This window comes from Pseudoalteromonas sp. TB64, assembly GCF_000498095.1.
In the GTDB taxonomy this organism is placed as follows: Bacteria; Pseudomonadota; Gammaproteobacteria; order Enterobacterales; family Alteromonadaceae; genus Pseudoalteromonas.
In genome coordinates, this window is the sequence record NZ_AUTQ01000073.1 from 70,519 (window position 1) to 88,257 (window position 17,739).

11 protein-coding genes and 3 pseudogenes are annotated in these 17,739 nt (G+C 38.1%); 5 read left to right on the forward strand and 9 right to left on the reverse strand.

The features are described from left to right. Nucleotides 1-9 precede the first annotated feature (9 nt). Nucleotides 10-1,159: pseudogene (locus L647_RS01000000123600) on the reverse strand (efflux RND transporter periplasmic adaptor subunit). A 287-nt stretch (nucleotides 1,160-1,446) separates the two neighbouring features. Here L647_RS01000000123600 and L647_RS0103630 point away from each other — a divergent pair. Then, nucleotides 1,447-3,954, forward strand: a complete 2,508-nt coding sequence (locus L647_RS0103630; RefSeq protein WP_024609981.1) for a zinc-dependent metalloprotease — start codon at nucleotides 1,447-1,449, stop codon at nucleotides 3,952-3,954. 68 nt (nucleotides 3,955-4,022) lie between these two features. Here L647_RS0103630 and L647_RS0103635 read toward each other — a convergent pair whose 3' ends face one another. From L647_RS0103635 to L647_RS0103650, 4 genes and pseudogenes are all read right to left on the reverse strand, one after another. After that, nucleotides 4,023-4,811, reverse strand: a complete 789-nt coding sequence (locus tag L647_RS0103635; protein ID WP_024609982.1) for a PhzF family phenazine biosynthesis protein — start codon at nucleotides 4,809-4,811, stop codon at nucleotides 4,023-4,025. Nucleotides 4,812-4,830: 19 nt separating this feature from the next. Then, nucleotides 4,831-5,306, reverse strand: a pseudogene (locus L647_RS01000000123605) (pilin). After that, nucleotides 5,303-6,127, reverse strand: coding sequence for a hypothetical protein (locus L647_RS0103645; protein ID WP_024609983.1), 825 nt, complete (start codon nucleotides 6,125-6,127; stop codon nucleotides 5,303-5,305). Before L647_RS0103645 ends, L647_RS01000000123605 begins: the two are co-directional and overlap by 4 nt. Before the next feature lie 66 nt (nucleotides 6,128-6,193). Further along, nucleotides 6,194-6,808: a PQ-loop repeat-containing protein gene (locus tag L647_RS0103650; protein ID WP_033024247.1), complete on the reverse strand. Its 615-nt coding sequence runs from the start codon at nucleotides 6,806-6,808 to the stop codon at nucleotides 6,194-6,196. Between the two features lie 288 nt (nucleotides 6,809-7,096). Between L647_RS0103650 and L647_RS01000000123610 the strand changes: the two are divergent. After that, a pseudogene (locus tag L647_RS01000000123610) lies at nucleotides 7,097-8,217 on the forward strand (PepSY-associated TM helix domain-containing protein). 49 nt (nucleotides 8,218-8,266) lie between these two features. Next, complete coding sequence (locus tag L647_RS0103660; RefSeq protein WP_024609985.1) at nucleotides 8,267-9,418, forward strand: tetratricopeptide repeat protein; 1,152 nt, start codon at nucleotides 8,267-8,269, stop codon at nucleotides 9,416-9,418. A gap of 29 nt (nucleotides 9,419-9,447) precedes the next feature. Here L647_RS0103660 and L647_RS0103665 read toward each other — a convergent pair whose 3' ends face one another. From L647_RS0103665 to L647_RS0103680, 4 genes are all read right to left on the reverse strand, one after another. Then, complete coding sequence (locus L647_RS0103665; RefSeq protein ID WP_024609986.1) at nucleotides 9,448-12,264, reverse strand: hypothetical protein; 2,817 nt, start codon at nucleotides 12,262-12,264, stop codon at nucleotides 9,448-9,450. A 132-nt stretch (nucleotides 12,265-12,396) separates the two neighbouring features. Further along, nucleotides 12,397-13,941, reverse strand: coding sequence for a PH domain-containing protein (locus L647_RS0103670; RefSeq protein WP_024609987.1), 1,545 nt, complete (start codon nucleotides 13,939-13,941; stop codon nucleotides 12,397-12,399). After that, entirely contained in the window at nucleotides 13,934-14,467 is a 534-nt protein-coding gene (locus L647_RS0103675; RefSeq protein ID WP_024609988.1) for a PH domain-containing protein, read from the reverse strand. The genes L647_RS0103670 and L647_RS0103675 overlap by 8 nt, the downstream gene beginning before the upstream one ends. A 21-nt stretch (nucleotides 14,468-14,488) precedes the next feature. Further along, complete coding sequence (locus L647_RS0103680; protein ID WP_024609989.1) at nucleotides 14,489-15,352, reverse strand: D-hexose-6-phosphate mutarotase; 864 nt, start codon at nucleotides 15,350-15,352, stop codon at nucleotides 14,489-14,491. Nucleotides 15,353-15,796: 444 nt separating this feature from the next. On the opposite strand from L647_RS0103680, the gene L647_RS0103685 reads away from it, so the two are divergent. Both L647_RS0103685 and L647_RS0103690 read left to right on the forward strand, forming a co-directional pair. After that, nucleotides 15,797-16,279 (forward strand): MarR family transcriptional regulator, encoded by a 483-nt coding sequence (locus L647_RS0103685; RefSeq protein WP_024609990.1) that lies wholly within the window; start codon nucleotides 15,797-15,799, stop codon nucleotides 16,277-16,279. A 100-nt stretch (nucleotides 16,280-16,379) separates the two neighbouring features. After that, complete coding sequence (locus L647_RS0103690) at nucleotides 16,380-17,696, forward strand: porin (RefSeq protein ID WP_024609991.1); 1,317 nt, start codon at nucleotides 16,380-16,382, stop codon at nucleotides 17,694-17,696. Nucleotides 17,697-17,739: the final 43 nt, after the last annotated feature.

The following is a 17,739-nucleotide window of genomic DNA, read 5'->3' on the forward strand; positions in this document are numbered from 1 at the left end:
AATCTACCCTTATAGTTCTTCAGTGGCGGCACTTTTTGGTGCATCTATTTTTTTAGTATTTTGAGTACCAACGATTTTTACAGCCATGCCTTTTTGCGGATATTCTGGCAAAGTGATAACTAACTTATCATCCGCTTGTAAACCACCACTGATATAAAAATACTCACCTTCTTCACGAATAACGGTTACCTTTCGTGGTTCAAGCTGTTGCTCTTCATTAACTATCCATACAGTTTTGTTATTAACTAACTCTTGCGGTAAACGGTAAATATTATTAAGTATTGATCCTGCAAAATTTACCTGAACGTAACTACCAAACTTAACTGTTGGTTGCTTATTTTTAAGTCCATACGGGTCCTCTATACGCACTACCAAACTAGTCATACGCGTAGCGTTATCAATAATCCCTAAATCACGGTCAATTACCCCTTCTCGGGTAAAACTATTTAAGCCTTTTTGAACAACAGTAGCTTTAATGCCTTTAATTCGTTTTGGTAAAAATACGCTATCAAACCCTGCAATAGGAATAATCACTTCTGCGGTTTCAATATTGTTTAGCTCAGCAACTTGCGAACCTATAGTTACGTACTGCCCAACACCTACATTACGGCTAATAACTAAAGCATCGTAAGGGGCTGTAACATCACAATTATCTAAGTCACGCTGTGCACGTTTTAATGCAGCTTGCGCCGACTTAACAGATGCCTGTGCACTTAATACTTGAGGTTTACGTAAAAATAAATCTGTACGCGCTTTACTTGGAAAACGCTTTGCTTCGTCCTCCGCTACTTGCGCTTGCGCTTGCTCTTCTATTAAGCCTGCTTGCGCGCGAGCAATTTCTGCCTCAGCAACAAGCACGGCAGCTTCATAGTTATCTTTTTCGATAGTAAATAGCGTCTCCCCACGAGCAACTACGCCACNCCTCGCCCGACACCTGCGCCGAAAGCTGTGTATTTTCAAGAGGCTTAACTTCGCCGTAACTATTTATAATAACTTGGTGATCGTTTGCAGTCACAGGCTCAACTTGCACCGTTGGACGAGTATCAATTACTTCTTTTTTTTCTGGCTCTTGTGCAATGGCATTTATTCCCATAAAGCCAACAACACCAACAACTAGCGCTACAAATGGAAAAACCCATTTAAGTAAATTTGTTTGCATACCTTATTATCCCTAAAATTCTATTAACGTTATAATAACAGAGCTAAATGAAACATTAAGGTGACATTTGTAAGCAACTGTTGCAGTTATAACTTAAATCATCTTAATAATTGCGCAGTAAAAATAAATGTCTGTAATTTAATCTGTTAGTTATATTTTGTTACAAACTTTTATTTATTTAAATCAGCTGGTTAAGGTAAATGCATCGAATTTCATCGCGTAGCTGTGTTAAATAATATTAATTTACGTACAGTCCAATTATATTAACAAATATTAAAAGTCTCAAAATGAAGTTAACTACAATTACGCTTGCACTTAGTTTAGCGCTTAGCTGTCATGCATTTGCAGCCGATAAAAAAGAAGATAAAGAACAAAAAACTCTTAGTGAAATGATTAAAGGGCAAACCGAATTTGCCGGTATATTTAGCCTTTATCAAGACGAAAAAACCGGTAAGCACCTTATGGTGATTAACGAGTCCCAACTTAATACACCGTTTGTATATTTTGCTCATACTGTTGATGGCGTTACAGATGCAGGCCATTATCGCGGTTCGTACCGTGAAACTAAGTTAATTGAATTTAGAAAATACTTTGATCGTATCGATATTATTAGCAAAACACCTCGTTATAAATTTGACGAAAACAGTGCCATTTCAAAAGCGAGTGATGCCAATATTAGTGAAGCGGTACTTGCGAGTATTAAAATAGAAAAAGAAGAAGACGGTAAAATAGCATTCAATGTAAATAAGCTATTTTTAAGCGAAGCGCTTCATAAAGTATCGCCTACACCAAACCCTGCCGATAAAAATGCTAAAAAGCGCTTTAAAGTCGGTAAGTTAGACGATAAAAAATCACGCATTATTAAACAGCGTCCATATCCTAATAACTTAGATGTGGTTGTTGATTATGTATTTACTAACCCAAGTCCAACTGTACGCGGCTCAAATGCAGTAAGCGATCCGCGTAGCGTATCGGTAAAAGTACAACACTCGTTTGTTGCTCTACCTAGCAACAACTATGCACCCCGTATGGATGATGCTCGCATTGGTTATTTCACAAATCAATTTGATCAAATGACATCTACCGATTGGGCACCTTATCAAGATGTTATAAAACGTTGGGATCTACAAAAGAAAGACCCAAATGCAGCGCTTTCAGAACCAGTAAAACCAATTACTTGGTGGATAGAAAACACCACACCAATTGAGTGGCGCAATACTATTCGTGACGCTGTTTTAACATGGAATACTTCTTTTGAAAAAGCCGGTTTTAAAAATGCCTTAGAGGTAAGAGTACAACCAGATGATGCAGATTGGGATGCGGGCGATATTAATTACAACGTACTGCGTTGGACTTCATCACCTAAACCTCCATTTGGCGGATACGGACCAGCACTTGCTAACCCATTAACTGGCGAAATACTGGGTTCAGACATTATGCTTGAGTTTGTATTTATGAAAAACCGCTGGATTTACGACACACTTTTCACACAAGGAACAATGAGCCACGGTGAAACAACAAATACCGGCGAGCTAAATTGCTCACTAGGGCATGAGATTCAACAAAATCTAATGCTTGCCAAAGGCCTTGCTAGCGGCGACAAAATTGAAGATAAAGAAATGCTTCGCCAAGGTCTAACGCAATTGGTACTTCACGAAGTTGGTCATACTTTAGGTCTTAACCACAATATGAAATCATCAATTTTGTGGGATGAAAAAGAAGTACACGATAAAAACAAAACCCAAGGCATAGTAACCGGTTCTGTTATGGATTATGCACCGGCTAACATTGCCCCAATTGGTATGCAGCAAGGTGATATTTTTCAGACAAAACCTGGTCCTTACGATGATTGGGCAATTAACTATGGCTACAGCGTAGCGCTTGCAGATGAAGCTGCTGAGCAAGCTAGACTTGAAAAAATACTTGCTCGATCAAGTGAACACGCCCTTGCCTTTGGTAACGATGCAGACGATATGCGCGCACCAGGTCGCCATATCGATCCACGTGTAATGATTGGTGATTTGTCGTCAAACCCTGCGGCCTATGGCGCAGATCGTATGGCGCTAATTAATAAACTATTTACTGAGCTAAAAGATAAAGCAACGGTTAAAGGTGAGTCTTACCAACAACTTGTTACCTCTGCTAATACCTTATTTGGTCAGTATAGAGCTCAAGCAAATGTTGTTTCTCGACAGATTGGTGGTGTGTACGTTGAGCGGGCTGTAGTAGGTGATACAAACGCAGATAAACCATTTACACCGGTATCGCTTGAGCGTCAAACACAAGCGATGGATATATTAGCCAAGTTTGTATTTGCACCAGACGTACTGCAAAACATGCAACCTCTATACAGCTACTTACAACTGCAACGTCGTGGCTTTAATCACTTTGGTAAAAATGAAGACCCTAAAGCACACAAAATGATTTTAGGTATGCAAAAATCTGTACTTGCGCAGCTATTACACCCAGCCGTATTGCTGCGTATTTCTGACACAGCTTTGTACGGTAACGAATATAGCCTAACTCAGTTTATGGAAGATTTAACCGCCAACATTTTTGTAAAAAGCAAAGACGCAAACTCTATTAGCCACAACTTACAAATAGAGTATGTGAATCAGCTAATCGCGATTGCAGGTCTTGGCAGAGCAAGTAAATACGATAACTTAGCTAAAACAGCGGCGTTATATCAGCTAACTCAAATAGCCGATACTAGTGTGGCGTGGGGAGCTGATACAGCAACTAAAGCGCATAAAAAATATATTGACCGTTTAATTGCAAAAGCGTTAGAAGCGTAAGTAACTTCTAAAATTGAGCAAAAAGGCCACGTTAAACGTGGCCTTTTTTATAGAGCGAGATTTAAAAATCAAATATAAATAGTGCCTTTTAAATACCTTACAGCATGTCCGGTTAAAGTTACCGTTGTATCACCCACTTCACAGCTTAACTGCCCGCCTCTGCTTGAAGCTTGATAAGCACTTAACGTAGTTTTTCCTAATTTCTGCGCCCAAAAAGGGGCTAACCCCGTATGAATAGAGCCTGTTACATAATCTTCGTCGCCACCGCTTGCGGGCCAAAAATAACGAGATATAAAATCGTAATCATCACTAGGTGCTGTAGCCACTACATCCAGTGGATGAAGTGTTTTTAAAAGTTCAGAGTTAGTTGTTAATTCAATTATTTGATCAGCGCTTTCGTAAATAGCAAAGTAAGCTTGACGATTTTTAAGTACTTTACTCGGTTGTATAGACAAGCCATCAAGCAATTGCTGCGGTACATTTTGTAACTCAACTGGTGCTTGTTTAGGAAAGGTCATTGCAAAGCTACCGTCAGCGTTTTTATTAACGATTAGCTCACCCACCGCATCAGCAATAAAGCGAATTTGCGATGTTTTATACTCTTCACATAAAACATAGGCTGCCGCAAGTGTGGCATGACCACAAAAATCTATTTCCATTAACGGTGAAAACCAGCGAATAACAAAACTGCCATCGTCTTGCTGGCAGGTAAAAGCAGTTTCAGATACGTTATTTTCAGCGCCAATCTTTAGCATTAAATCGTTACTTAACCACGATTCAAGTGGGATCACTGCCGCATAATTACCTTTAAACAACTCACTCGTAAATGCATCAATTTGATGAATAGTTAATTGCATTTTAATCCCCTAAACTATTTTATATACACGCTGAAGGTAAAATGTCTTTTGGTACTGTTGTTCTGTTTTCGCCAACTGCTTGCATGCCAGTTACTGGTTCGTCAAATCCACATAACCATGCAATTGGACTTGTAGGGCTTCCTGTTACTACTGCTGGTCTGAATGTTAAAACTGTATTTTGCAAGGGCTGTGAGGCTTTATTGCCGAGGCTAATATGAATCGCGCCATTATCGACTGTGATGCCCGTCACTCTATTACCAATTAAGAACTTACTTGCAGGCACACCCGCTTGCTCATTACTTGCTGGAAAGCGTCTATTTTCAAGATAATAAACAGTAACGTCTTCTCGAATGGCAGNGCAGCCATTGCAAGTGGGTCAACAAGTTCTGCTTTTTGCATATACTTACTGTACTGAGGTAGAGCAACCGCAGCTAAAACACCAATAATAGATACCACCACCATCAACTCTATTAACGTAAATCCTTTCGTTTTCATAACATATCTCCTAGCATAAATATTGGTTGATAAGCCGCTTTAACAAACAGGTAAATAGACACAACAATGACTAAACCATAAATAATAACGAGCTTATTTATATAGCTTTTAATATGCGCATTAAGTAATTTTAACTGCTGCTTTAATAACGCTTTAAATTCTTTTTGTGTTTCTAAACCTAACAACTCGCATTTGGCTAAATGCTCGGTTTGGGGTGTAGAAGCTTTAACACCTTCTTTATAATTACTTGGAAATAATAACGTGGTAATTAAAGAGTTGTATTTATTAATTAATTGGCGAGGAATGAGGACTTTAAATAAACCTGAAAAAGGCTGTAGCTCTGTTAGAGCACTCGCTTTTTTAAGCTTTAAAATAACTGTAAAAATAATACTTAATAATAAAACCAATAAAATGATTGGCACATACCAATAAGTAAAATAATCATCAAATACATGATTTAAAGAAACTGTGTGCGTGCTATATATCTCTACAAAAGTAGGCACAACAAAAGACTGATACAACAAAGAGGATAAAACATAAATAACAAACACAATAGTTAAGTAACCAAGCCAACCCTTAGACTCAAACTTAAATTCATCAACTAACTCTGGTAAACATTGATAATGCGTAGCTTGTTTTTGCGACGTTGCTTCATCTTGAGATGCAATTTGCGTCACTAAATCATGTGCTAATTTACCGTCCATACCGCTATTGGTATAAACATTTAAATGTGACTGCGTACTTAATTCAACTTTTTGCTCTGCACTGAGTGTTTTAGAGCTATAAACACGACAGAAATACCCAAACTGATTCCAATTCATACTTTATCCTTTTATTAGATAAAGTAATTTGCCATAAACAAAGCTAAATAGGAATGAAAGTAGCGTTTAAATAATTGCTGGTCGCATTCTATAATATTGCATGCAACCAAATTGCACCGCATTGGTAAGCAATAGCATAATAAACATAAGTAAGTGCGCCGTACTTGGTACAGCAGCTGTAAGCTCAACAATTAAACCACAAATACCTGCAATAAACTGTAAGCTAAAATAGCGTGCGCTTAAATTACTCACATTACCCGTACGCAGAGTTTTATAAGTTTGCGGCATAACTCGTACCGAACTCATCACAAGCCCTACATAAGTTAAAGCATTTAACACTGTTGCAGTATCAAGATTAGAATTTAAAAGCAGCGAAAAAGGCAGTAACGAAAAACCTAACATGGTAACCAACTGCACACGCTCTCGTGGAGCTGCGTTGAAACGTGCAAAAAAATACAAAATAAGCCCGCTTAATGCACCCGTTACAAAAAATGGTAATGCAATATAAAAACGCTCAAAGTAAATATTGTAAGTTATAAAGTAAAGGCTCTGCGCCAACCCAAATGTCATCATTAATAGTGATAAACCTGAGACACTACGATTTTTTCGAATTTTATTTAATAATGGTAAAAAACTAAACACCAAAATAAATGAAGACAATATAGGCAAATAATGCGCCAAAACAACCTCGTTCGTTAAATAACTGTTAATTAAAAATACAAATAAAAGCTTTTATCAAACATTTGTTTTAAAAGGTTTTTACCATGAGCGCGGCATTGTAAAGCGGAGCAAATTTAACTCAACTAAATAGCAAACTCTTGTTTTGGGTACTGGCAAGTTGGGTATACAAAAGCGTGGAATTAAGTTCACAGTTAGTAGGTTTTATTGAAAGTTATAACACCAACTTTTAAATAAAAATGATAGTTGTTATCATGCGCAAAACATTAACTACTACGTATAAAGCTATCTATGAGAAAAACTCTTTTTAAAATTCACAGTTGGGTCGCTCTTACAGCAATTATTCCGCTGATTGTTATTAGCATTACTGGCAGTGTATTAGTTTTTAAAAGTGAAATAGATGGCTTGCTTATGCCAAGCAGTCACTTTGTTGTAAAAGCATTACCAGAGCGTATGCCAATCGATAAATTAATTGCTAAAACAGAGCATACTTACCCAGAGTATGTAGTAGGTAGTTGGGAAATATTTAACGATGATACTGCGGATCGGGTTTACTTAGTTAAACGCGGGACAGAGCAATGGTATAAGTTTCATTTAAACCAGTATACGGGTGACATTCTGTCTGAGCCTGTAGGTACCAGCCATTATTTTACTGATTGGTTTTTAGAACTGCATTACACCTTTTTGCTTAACGACTTTAAAAACTTACCAGGGCAAACAGGCACTGTTTTAGGCTTCTTTTTTGCATTGTTTTTATTGGTATTAGGTATTACTGGGCTTATTATTTATCGTAAATTTTGGCAGCGTCTATTTAGTGTGCGCTGGCGTGCAACACTACAAATAGTACTTAGCGACATTCATAAAATGACGGGGGTTATAGGATCTCCCATCATTATTATTTTAGCTATTACAGGTGGCTACTTTAACTGGGCGGTGTGGTATCACGAAGTTATTGAACACGCTGAAGAAGAACACTTTGTACTAACCAAAAACTTACACAGTAGCGATATTTCTTTTCAACACATACTAGACGATAGTAAAAACCAAATACCCACTTTTAACGGCACGTTTTTAGTTATGCCACTCGAGCCTGACGAAAACATTACTTTATTTGGCGAAGTAGATACAACCAACCCGCTTGCGAGCGAATATGCCAATACGGTTAGCTACGATAAGCAAACAGGCGAACATTTAACTAACTGGGATATTCGTGAAGTAGGTGTTGGCTGGCAAGTAATTGATAGCTTTAGAAAGCTTCACTTTGGCTACTTTGCAGGGCTTATTAGTAAAATACTGTGGTGCGTAATTGGCTTNTAGCCGGCACGGGCTTTTATTTATGGTTTACTCGCCGAAAACGTAAAAAACAGTCACAAAAAAATCGCTCTAATAAGCGCCACTCAGCAAATACTTGATTAAAAACCCACCTCATTGTAATGTAAAATTTAACAATGGAGTGGATTTATGATGTTTTACAAAATAGCAGTCTGTATTACTTTTTTATGTTTAGTTGGATGTAACACAACCAAAGTTCAGCAAGTAGAGCAAAAAATACAGCTTGAACAGCTATTTAATCACTCTTTGTTTAACAAGCTAGATACCCTTTCTGAGCACAGTATTTTTGAGTTGCCAACCGCTGAAAAAGAAAAGTTATTAGCCTATGCCAAAAATCAAAGGCAATCTCATATCCGTGATGACCGCATTATTTTCAACTACCTCGAAAACCACTTAGCTAATTTTAAATACCATGGCGATACACTTACTTCAGCTCAAACTTTAAATCTTTCTCAAGGTAACTGCATAAGTTTAGCCGTTTTAACACAAAGCTATGCACAAACGCTTGGCTTAGAAACCAGCTTTCAAGAAGTAACTAGCGAGCCTGTGTATGCAAAAGAAAGTAACCTTGTTTATGTAGCTAACCATTTTAAAACAAAAGTATATGCACCAAAAGAAGATGATAATATTATTGATATTTTTAGAGTGGGTACTTTAATTGACTACTTTCCTAGTCGTGGTAGTTTTTATTCAGGCAGTGCCGATTACAACGATTTAGTTTCTAAGTTTTATAGTAATTTAGCTGCTACGGCATTAGCAGAAGAACAGCTCGATACTGCCTACTCACTTATTTTACAAGCAAACAAATACACTCCTAATGACCCTGAGTTATTTAACATGGCGGGAATTTTACATCGCCGTGCTGGCGACCTAATAAATGCAGAGATAATTTATCAAACAGCACTCGATAACAAAGCACCTAGTATTAACCTGCTTAGTAATTATAAATTGTTGGCAAAACAGTTGGGGAAAAATGAACTCGCAGAAAAATTAACTAAGCGATTAGTTAATAAAGAGAGCGACCCTTATGAACTGCTTGTAATCGCTAAAAACGATTTACAGCTAGGGCAAATAAATAAAGCAAAAAACCACCTCGAGCAAGCTATTACCAAAGCGCCGTATATCGCAGAATTATATTTAGAACTCGCTAAAATTCGCTATCAACAGGGTAATGCTAAACAAACTCAAACCTTACTTGAAAAAGCAATCGAGCTAGAACGTGATAATCAAAAACTTAATGTATATCAGGCTAAGTTATTGTCGTTACAAATGGACAAATAACTTAGCCAAACCGTGGTTAACTTTAAACGTTAAAGTGAATAATAAAAGCTTAACCACGCTCGCATTTCATCTTCAAAACTATCGCCTTCTACTCGCGAAAGCCCCATATTAAATGTTAAATCGTTTACACCCGCAGGGCCCATTCCAAAACTAAAATTACCTTGGTGCTTTAAGCCGTAACTTTGTGCATATACAACATCATCGAGTTGGTGTTGCTTGTAATAAAACCACGGCATGCCTTCTTTAAAGCTAAAGCCGCCACCGTAACCTTGATAGCGCTTCGCAGTTGCGCTGTAAAAAGGTAGCTCCGATGAAAGTACATAATCACTACTTTGCTGCTGATTAATAAGGTTTGAGCTAAAGCCACCTAATGCAAGGCTGCTGTCGTCACGTTGCTTTTGATCAAAGTTTGCATAAAGAGGAATACCAAACGCTTTACCAAAAATTTGGGCGGCTAAATCGTAACCTTGCCAATTATTATTTTTGGTGCTGCCATCGTACCAATTCGCATAAATACTTTGGCCTATTGCAAAGTCTTGACGATCATATTGCCAATTTTGAGCAACGCCTAAACGCGCCCAATTTTTATGGCTTTGCTTATAATCAGTGTAATTGTAGGCAAGCTCTGGCGTGACACTTAGCTGCCCAAATTTAACTGGGTAACTTATTGCGGCAAAACCACCAAGGGCATCTATGTCGGCATTTAAACTTGCTTGGTACTGGCGCGATGTATTTAAGTTGTAGTCAAACAATGCTAGTTTCAGTTTTACATCAAGCGCATTATATTTTGCCTGCACATAACCACCGTGCAGTGCTCCGTCGTGTAAATCAGTGCTATACCCCGCTTGCAGGTCGAGCTGTTTTAATAAGTCGCTACTTTTAATGCTTAAATCTAACAAACTTGTTGAAGCCGAATAATACTGAGAGCCAATCGCGAAAGTAGCGTGCTGGTCGAGTACGTTGTAATTTGTTTGCTCTGTAGTTTCGTGCGTATATATTTTAGCTTTTGGAAGTGTATATTCGTTTACTATTAGCAACGGTGCTTCTTTGTTAGCTGCAAACTCTGTAACTACAGTGCTATTTATAGCTTTTGGCAGTGTTTTTACATTTGGTCCATCTGCGGTTATCGAAAAATAGAGCAACGAGCCATCAGCCATTTCAATTGGGTGGGCAACTGCCTCTTGTCCTTGGGTTAACTTGGTGAGTGTTTTACTCTCTATGTTGTAGTTATAAATATCGGTGGCGCTATTTAAACCTGCAACAAAGTAAAGTGACTCGCCATTAAGACTAAAGCTCGGCTGACTTAAATATTGATACCCGTTTGGCATAGGTACCGATAGCTGTTGTTCGCCGCTTATGTCTTGTATATACAACTGCCAGTTTTCATTTAATGACGTTGATAAATAAGCTAACTTAGTCTCATCAGGGCTGAGAATTGGGTAATCGTAAGTTGTCTCAAGGCTTTTTGTAAATAATGGCATGATGGTTTGCGTATTGAGATCAACTTTTACTAATTCAGAGTAGCCGTCTCTTATTTGCTCGCCATATAAGGTTTCGCCGTTACTGGTTACGTTAAAGCGGCGTATACCAGCAAGCTCGGTAAGCTGTTCAACATTACCAGTCTCAGTGTTATAGCTAAATATGTCAGACACTTTGTTATAAATACCCGACTCTTCATTGCTGTACGCATTAAAATATAACGTTGTGTTATTTACCCATTGCGGGTTTGCAATACCGGCTCGGTTAATTTGATTAAGCACTTGTTTTTGTTCACGCTTAAATACACTTGGCGCTGTATCGGGGATGTCTTGTGCATCGTTTTCGAGTAGCTCTTTTTGCGCTTTAGTAAACTCCTCTTGCGCTTTAATGTTGTCATCAGTGCTGTAAATTATGAGCTTGGTATTACTCTCTTTATCTCGCTCAACAATTGCAATTTTACTCCCATCCTTTGAAAGAGCAGGATTGCTTGCATATAAGTTAAGCTCAAGCCAAAGCTCACTATTAAGTAGCGGCTCTCCTTGCTCTATTTGCATTGCTTTATAGGTATATTCAGCTATAAATCGGCGATATAGCTTGGCTGCACTTTGCCCAAACACACCGCTAAATGCCTCATCAAAATCACGCGTTTTTACGCCCTGCATTCGCGTCCAAACGCTATCAAGTGTTTGCTCTGAATAGTTTTTCTCTAACCAATTTAAAAAGCGACTCCCCATTAAATACGCCATTGAGCCGCCCATAAAGCCCTGTTCGCCATTTAACTGCCCATAGGTTGGCAGTGCGCCCTGTTGAGCAAATTCTTGCAGTATTGACTCAGAGTAGTTATCAAACAAACGCCCACGCCCCGTCATTTTAGACTCAATTAACGTGGCATAACCTTCGGCTACCCAGCGTGGTGTATTGCTGTAGGTTAAGTCGTATAAATCCCATATGCCACGTACTTTTTGCTGCCAATCGTTACGTGTAGGCTGTGCTAAATGCACTAAATGAATATATTCATGCAGTATAAGTAATTGCTGCCAGCCAGCGCTGTTTGATATAACTGTATCGGATTGTGGTGGGGTTGTAAAAAGCGCCATTACAGGATTATTTGAGGTAGGTAGCGCAAAGCCATTGGCTGCATTTAAGGGATCAAACACCACTACATCAACTGTTTTATCGAGTGCTCGGTTTTGCTGCTCAAGCACTTTAGTACGCACTATTTCAAGCTCTATTGCGCTCGATTTAGCAAAGTCAGTATGCTCAATACTATAGTGAATATTAAAGTGTTCGGTATGAATAGTTTGCCAATCAGCGGCAAAGCTTGGTGCAGAGAGTAATAAAGCAGAAGCGATAAGTGTTTTTTTCATGAGTGTCCCTAAAATAATTCCTTAATACCATCTAGGGTATTATTAAATGTCTTTCATGGGCAGTAAGAAAGTGTAATAAAGCATGTGCAAATGTGTATTTACACATGCCTTGTTTTTTAATGAAGAGAGGTATTACATCCAGCTGCGGGTATCTGACTCAATCTGCTTAATTGTAAAATCAATAATAAAGTCAGCATCTTGTTGCTTTATATAAGGCATAAATGCAAAGCCTGAAGCAAGTTGTATGTATAAGCTTTTTAAGCCTGATTTACGCATTAAATACGTACTTATACCGCGTGCACTTTGCGCTTTATAAAGCTCAAAAACACGATAATGCACACCAATCATACCCTTGCGTACAACCATATAAAATCGACCATTATCTTCATGTAAATAATAGCCATAACGTTGATACGACAAGATCACTAAGCCAGAAAAAACAGCAAGTACGCCAAGGCTAATCAAGCTGTTAGTTTCGGTAATAAAACAAAAACCAAACACTAATGCACTGGGAAATAATGCATAAAAAGCTAAGTTTTTATACAAAAGCGCTCGCTCTGCGCGCTTAAAAGCGAGTTTTTTACTATTAAACCACGGGTAAATCCATTGGCACACGCTATCTACTTTCTCGGCGCTTAGTACTGGTAATACGAGTGTTTGCTTATTTTTTTTAGCTGCAACACCTGCAATCGCACCACCACTACTCGCTTGTAAACATTCAACGGTAAATCGCTTTAATATCCGCCCCATTAAATTTTGCTTTATAACAATAGACTGCACCTTATCCATACTCATGGATAACTGATGGCGTTCTAACAACCCAGCAATACGCTTAAACTTTTGACCTTTAAAGTAAAGTTCAAAGTTATAAAAACGAATAAGCGACATAGTCACCGAAAGCATAACAGCCATTAAAACTAACATGGCAATAAGAGTGATCATCGCAAACGTAGCTGCATTTGCCATTATGCCAAGCTCTTGCTGATAAAATCCCTCAACTTTAGATACTATTTCTTTTTCTAAAAAGTCGATGAGCATATTTATAAACGGAGCAAGCGCTGCAATAGCTAATATTGCCATGTTAGACATTAAACCAAACTTGGCTATTTCTTTGTTACTAATGCGCAGACTGTTTTCGGTAATATCTGTTTCGCTTTGCTCATCGAGTTTTGTTTCTTGTTGTTGCGCTTTAAAAGCAAAAATTTGTTTGCGAATCTGCTGTGCATAGTCTTTTGTCAGCCCAGGTAAAACAACCTCCTGCGACACACTACCGGCGGCATCAACAATACAATTAACTAAATTTACGGGGATAAAGTAAAACGGCTCAGCAACATTTACATTTTGAACGCGAGCAAAACTAAGGGTAATTCGCTCTTTTTTAAATACACCTTTTTTAAGCAGTATTTCGTTCTCGTCACTTATACAAAACCGAAAATTTAAAAAATATAAAAATGAGTAAACAAGTAACGAAACCAAGGCAATTGCGCCCGCTACTTGCGCCCAAAACAGCTTGTTTTCAACCTGTGTAACAAACACAACAAGCATTGGTAATAAGTTAAGTAAGCCATCCTTTATAAATCGCACACTAAAGTGCACTACAAAATATAAAAGCGCCCAAGACGATACCTTTTGCCAATGCAAAGTGCGCGTTTGCTCATCTGTTGTTGCGCTATTCATCAGCAAACTCTAATTCTGGGCACGTGTTTTCTTGACGATAGCTTTGTACAAACTGACGTATATTTTTACAATCATCATGGGTTAAACCGCTAATTTGCAAATCAGCACTTACGCCACCAGCACTAAATAACTTTAAGCTAGCAAGGTCGAGCTTTCGCTCTATTGGTCCTCTGTGTATTTCTATGTGTTGCACACGCGCTAACGGTAATATAGTGACTTGCTGCCAAATAATTCCTTTTTTAAAAACAATATCATGACTACGTACAGCAACGCCTTGCAGCTTTATACCCAGCATGTTGTACAGCATTGATATAACTACTAAAATTGGTACGCCTATTAATAAGTACGTTTGTGCATTATTAGCAAAAGTCTCGTTAAAATAACAAACAGCAATTAGCACTCCTATTAAAGGAATGTAAAATGCGAGCCAATTAAGTTGCGTATGCAGTAGTGCTTTATCTGCCAAAGGCTTAAAGCTAATATCACTATGCTTTGGTAAATCCATTATTTGTTGATTGTTAAACACAATTAGTCCCTTTCACTGCTTTTAATTATTATTAGCTTGCCAACTAATGGTGGTTATTAAAGTGTGGCTTTGTTTTGGCTCAAGCGTTACTGCATCATCTAAAACATTAGCAGCCTCTAAACACACCATTGTTTTATATTCATCATCAGCAAAGTTAGATAAACGTTTTGATTTTTCAATCCACGGGTTCCAAAGTACACACGAACTTGAATTTTCGCGGCTTACACTAATTACGCCCTCAGGCGTGTTTATGGTTTGCTTTGTACTTGCTTGTGTATAAACCATGTCGGTTTCGCGTTCAAAGCCAACAATTTCATTTTGCAAAAATGGTCCTTCACCAAACTCAACATATTGTGCGTTTTGCAAACCATCAACATGAGTATTTTTTATGTCCGATGTAGGAAAGTATGTATGCAGTGCTTGGGTAAAACTAAATGGCGTATTTCCTAAGTTAGTTGTAGTTAAACGAACCTGTAATTTATCGCTTAATACAAACTCTACTTTTAATGCTGACTGATGCGACCAATACGTTGTGTTAACTAACTTCATTGGTAACTTTAAGCTTATTGTAATTTGTTCGTCAGACTCGTGTACTTCGTCTGCTTGCCATAAACTTGTACGTGCAAAACCATGAGCGGGCCAACCATCATTAGCATGTGTACCAAACCACGGCCAACAAATAGGGATTCCGCCACGTATACTGGCACCTTCTAAAAAAGTTTCATTTTGTGATACCCAAATAAGCGGCGCCTTACCGTTAGGCTTAAACTCGGTAATTTGCCCGCCCTGCAAAAATATTTTTGCATCACACAAATTACTCGTTACATTAATGAATTCAAGACCGGTTTCGGTGTGCTCAATACTGACTGATGGCGATAATTTCATACCTTGTCCTATAATACTGATACTAAAGATTTTTGGTGCTAATACGCACACAATAAAGCATGCTCAAAGTATAAACTATACGCACTAAATATTGATTATACTAAATGCACTGTGTATTAATTTATTCATAGCGGATTAATATTTACACAGGTAACTTACAAACAATTACTTTGTACTAACAGTTGTTATTAAATAATACTAAAGTCTAACCGTTAAAACTTGCGAATAAGCGTCAACATACGTACTGTGCGCAAATCTTAGCTAACAACTTGTTAAGAACATTTAATTATATGCAAATACATTATGCTGATATTAATTACAGCTCAAACTAATAAAAACCCATAAAATCGGGTTTAAATACAATATATAATTTGAATTCAATTTATTTGATGTGTAACATTTCGCGATTACGGCAAACCACCGCTCTTTCGACGAGACAAGCAAATGAAAAAATATGACGAGTTATTAGTTTCTTTACGTAAAGTGATCCGTGCAATTGATCTACATTCTAAGCAACTTAATAAAACGGCAGGCTTAACGGGACCACAACTGCTAATAATGCAGGAAGTTTCTCAAACAGATGGCATAACAGCCAGTCGTATTGCCCAAAATGTAAATTTAAGCCCTGCAACCGTCACCAATATTCTCGACAGAATCGAAAGTAGAGATTTAGTAACACGCGTACGCAGTCAAATGGATAAACGACGAGTGAGTTTATACCTCACCGACAAAGGAAAAGAGTTACTTGAAAAAGCACCTCAGCCATTGCAAGAACACTTTATTGAAAAGTTCTCTGCACTAGCTGAATGGGAACAGAGTCTTTTACTCTCATCAATGCAGCGCGTAGCAGCAATGATGGATGCAGATAAATTAGATGCATCACCCCTACTAGAAGTTGGTGCGCTTACTCAAGCTCCTAAAGAATAAACAATAAAAAAAATACATAGTTTTTGTACTTACTCTAAACGTAAGGCGTTTTTTTACGCCTTGAATTTTTTATTTTTTAATCACAATCAGAGCGGCTATTATGACTAAACTCTCAAAATTAACACTAGCACTAGTTCTAGGTGGTGTTACAAGCACTTCTTATGCAGCAGATCTCGATACGCTTCAAGCGCAATTAAAACAACTAAAGCAACAAATGCAATTGCTTGAAAATCAGTTGGTTGAAGAAAAATCAAAACAGCAACAAATCAATAAGCAACATGAACAGCAAGTAGCCGATATTAGCAAAAAAGCAGATACCCAAGTAGTTGCTGTTGCAGAGCCTGAGAAAAAAGACGAAGGCATAAAAATTGGTGGTGCTATCCGTGCTAACTACAGCATTAACTCATACGATGATGATAATGAAGATCGCGGCGGCGACTTCGATTTTGATATTTTTCGTTTAAATGTGTCTGGCGAAATTAACGATATTTCGTTAAATGGTGAAATTCGTTTTTACGATTACATGACCGTTGTTAAGTATGCTTACTTAGGTTACGAGTTTACCGATGGCTGGGAAGGCCAAGCAGGTATAACAAACGTGCCTTTTGGTAATGGTCCATACAACTCGCACAGCTACTTTTTCAGCACTAACTATTACGTAGGTCTGGAAGATGACTTTGATTTAGGTGTAGTTGTTAAACGTAAGCTTAAAGACAACTGGAAGCTAGACTTAGGTTTCTTTAAAAATGACGAGCTAGGCGGCGTAGATGGTTCAGCATCAGATAAAAGTCATCGCTACTCTTACGACATAGTAGGCACTCGTGCAGCTGACGAAGGTACTTATGCAGAACCTGCAGGCTCAATTGGCGAATATAATACATTTGCTGGTCGTGCGACTTATCAAATTGAGCACAGCAAGAATGTAACTACCGACATTGGCTTTTCATTACTGAGTGGCGGGTTACATGATGGTGAAGATCGTGCTGGTAACTACGGTGCATGGGCATTTCATGTTGATAGCACAATTAACAACTGGAATATTCAATTTCAACACGGTGAATACGACTACGACCTAGATGATAACAGCGAACGTTTTGCTGTTGCTGCATACGCTTACTACGATACCGTATCAAGCAAAGCAACTATGACCAACTTTAACGTAGCTTACAATTACTCGCTTGATTGGGGTCCGGTTACTGACATTCAGTTTTATAACGATTACGGCATTATTTACGACAAGTCTGACGATAGCGCAGATACATGGATGAACGTAACGGGTATGAGCGTAGCAGCCGGTGGGTTCTTTAGTTACTTCGACTTTATTCAAGCTCGTAACCAGCCATTTATTGGCGGAACAATTATTGGTGATGGCGACACAGAACGTCGCTTCAACATTAACTTAGGTTATTACTTCTAAGCTAACTTCTAAGCTAATTTTAAGTTAGCTCTAAACTTAGTAC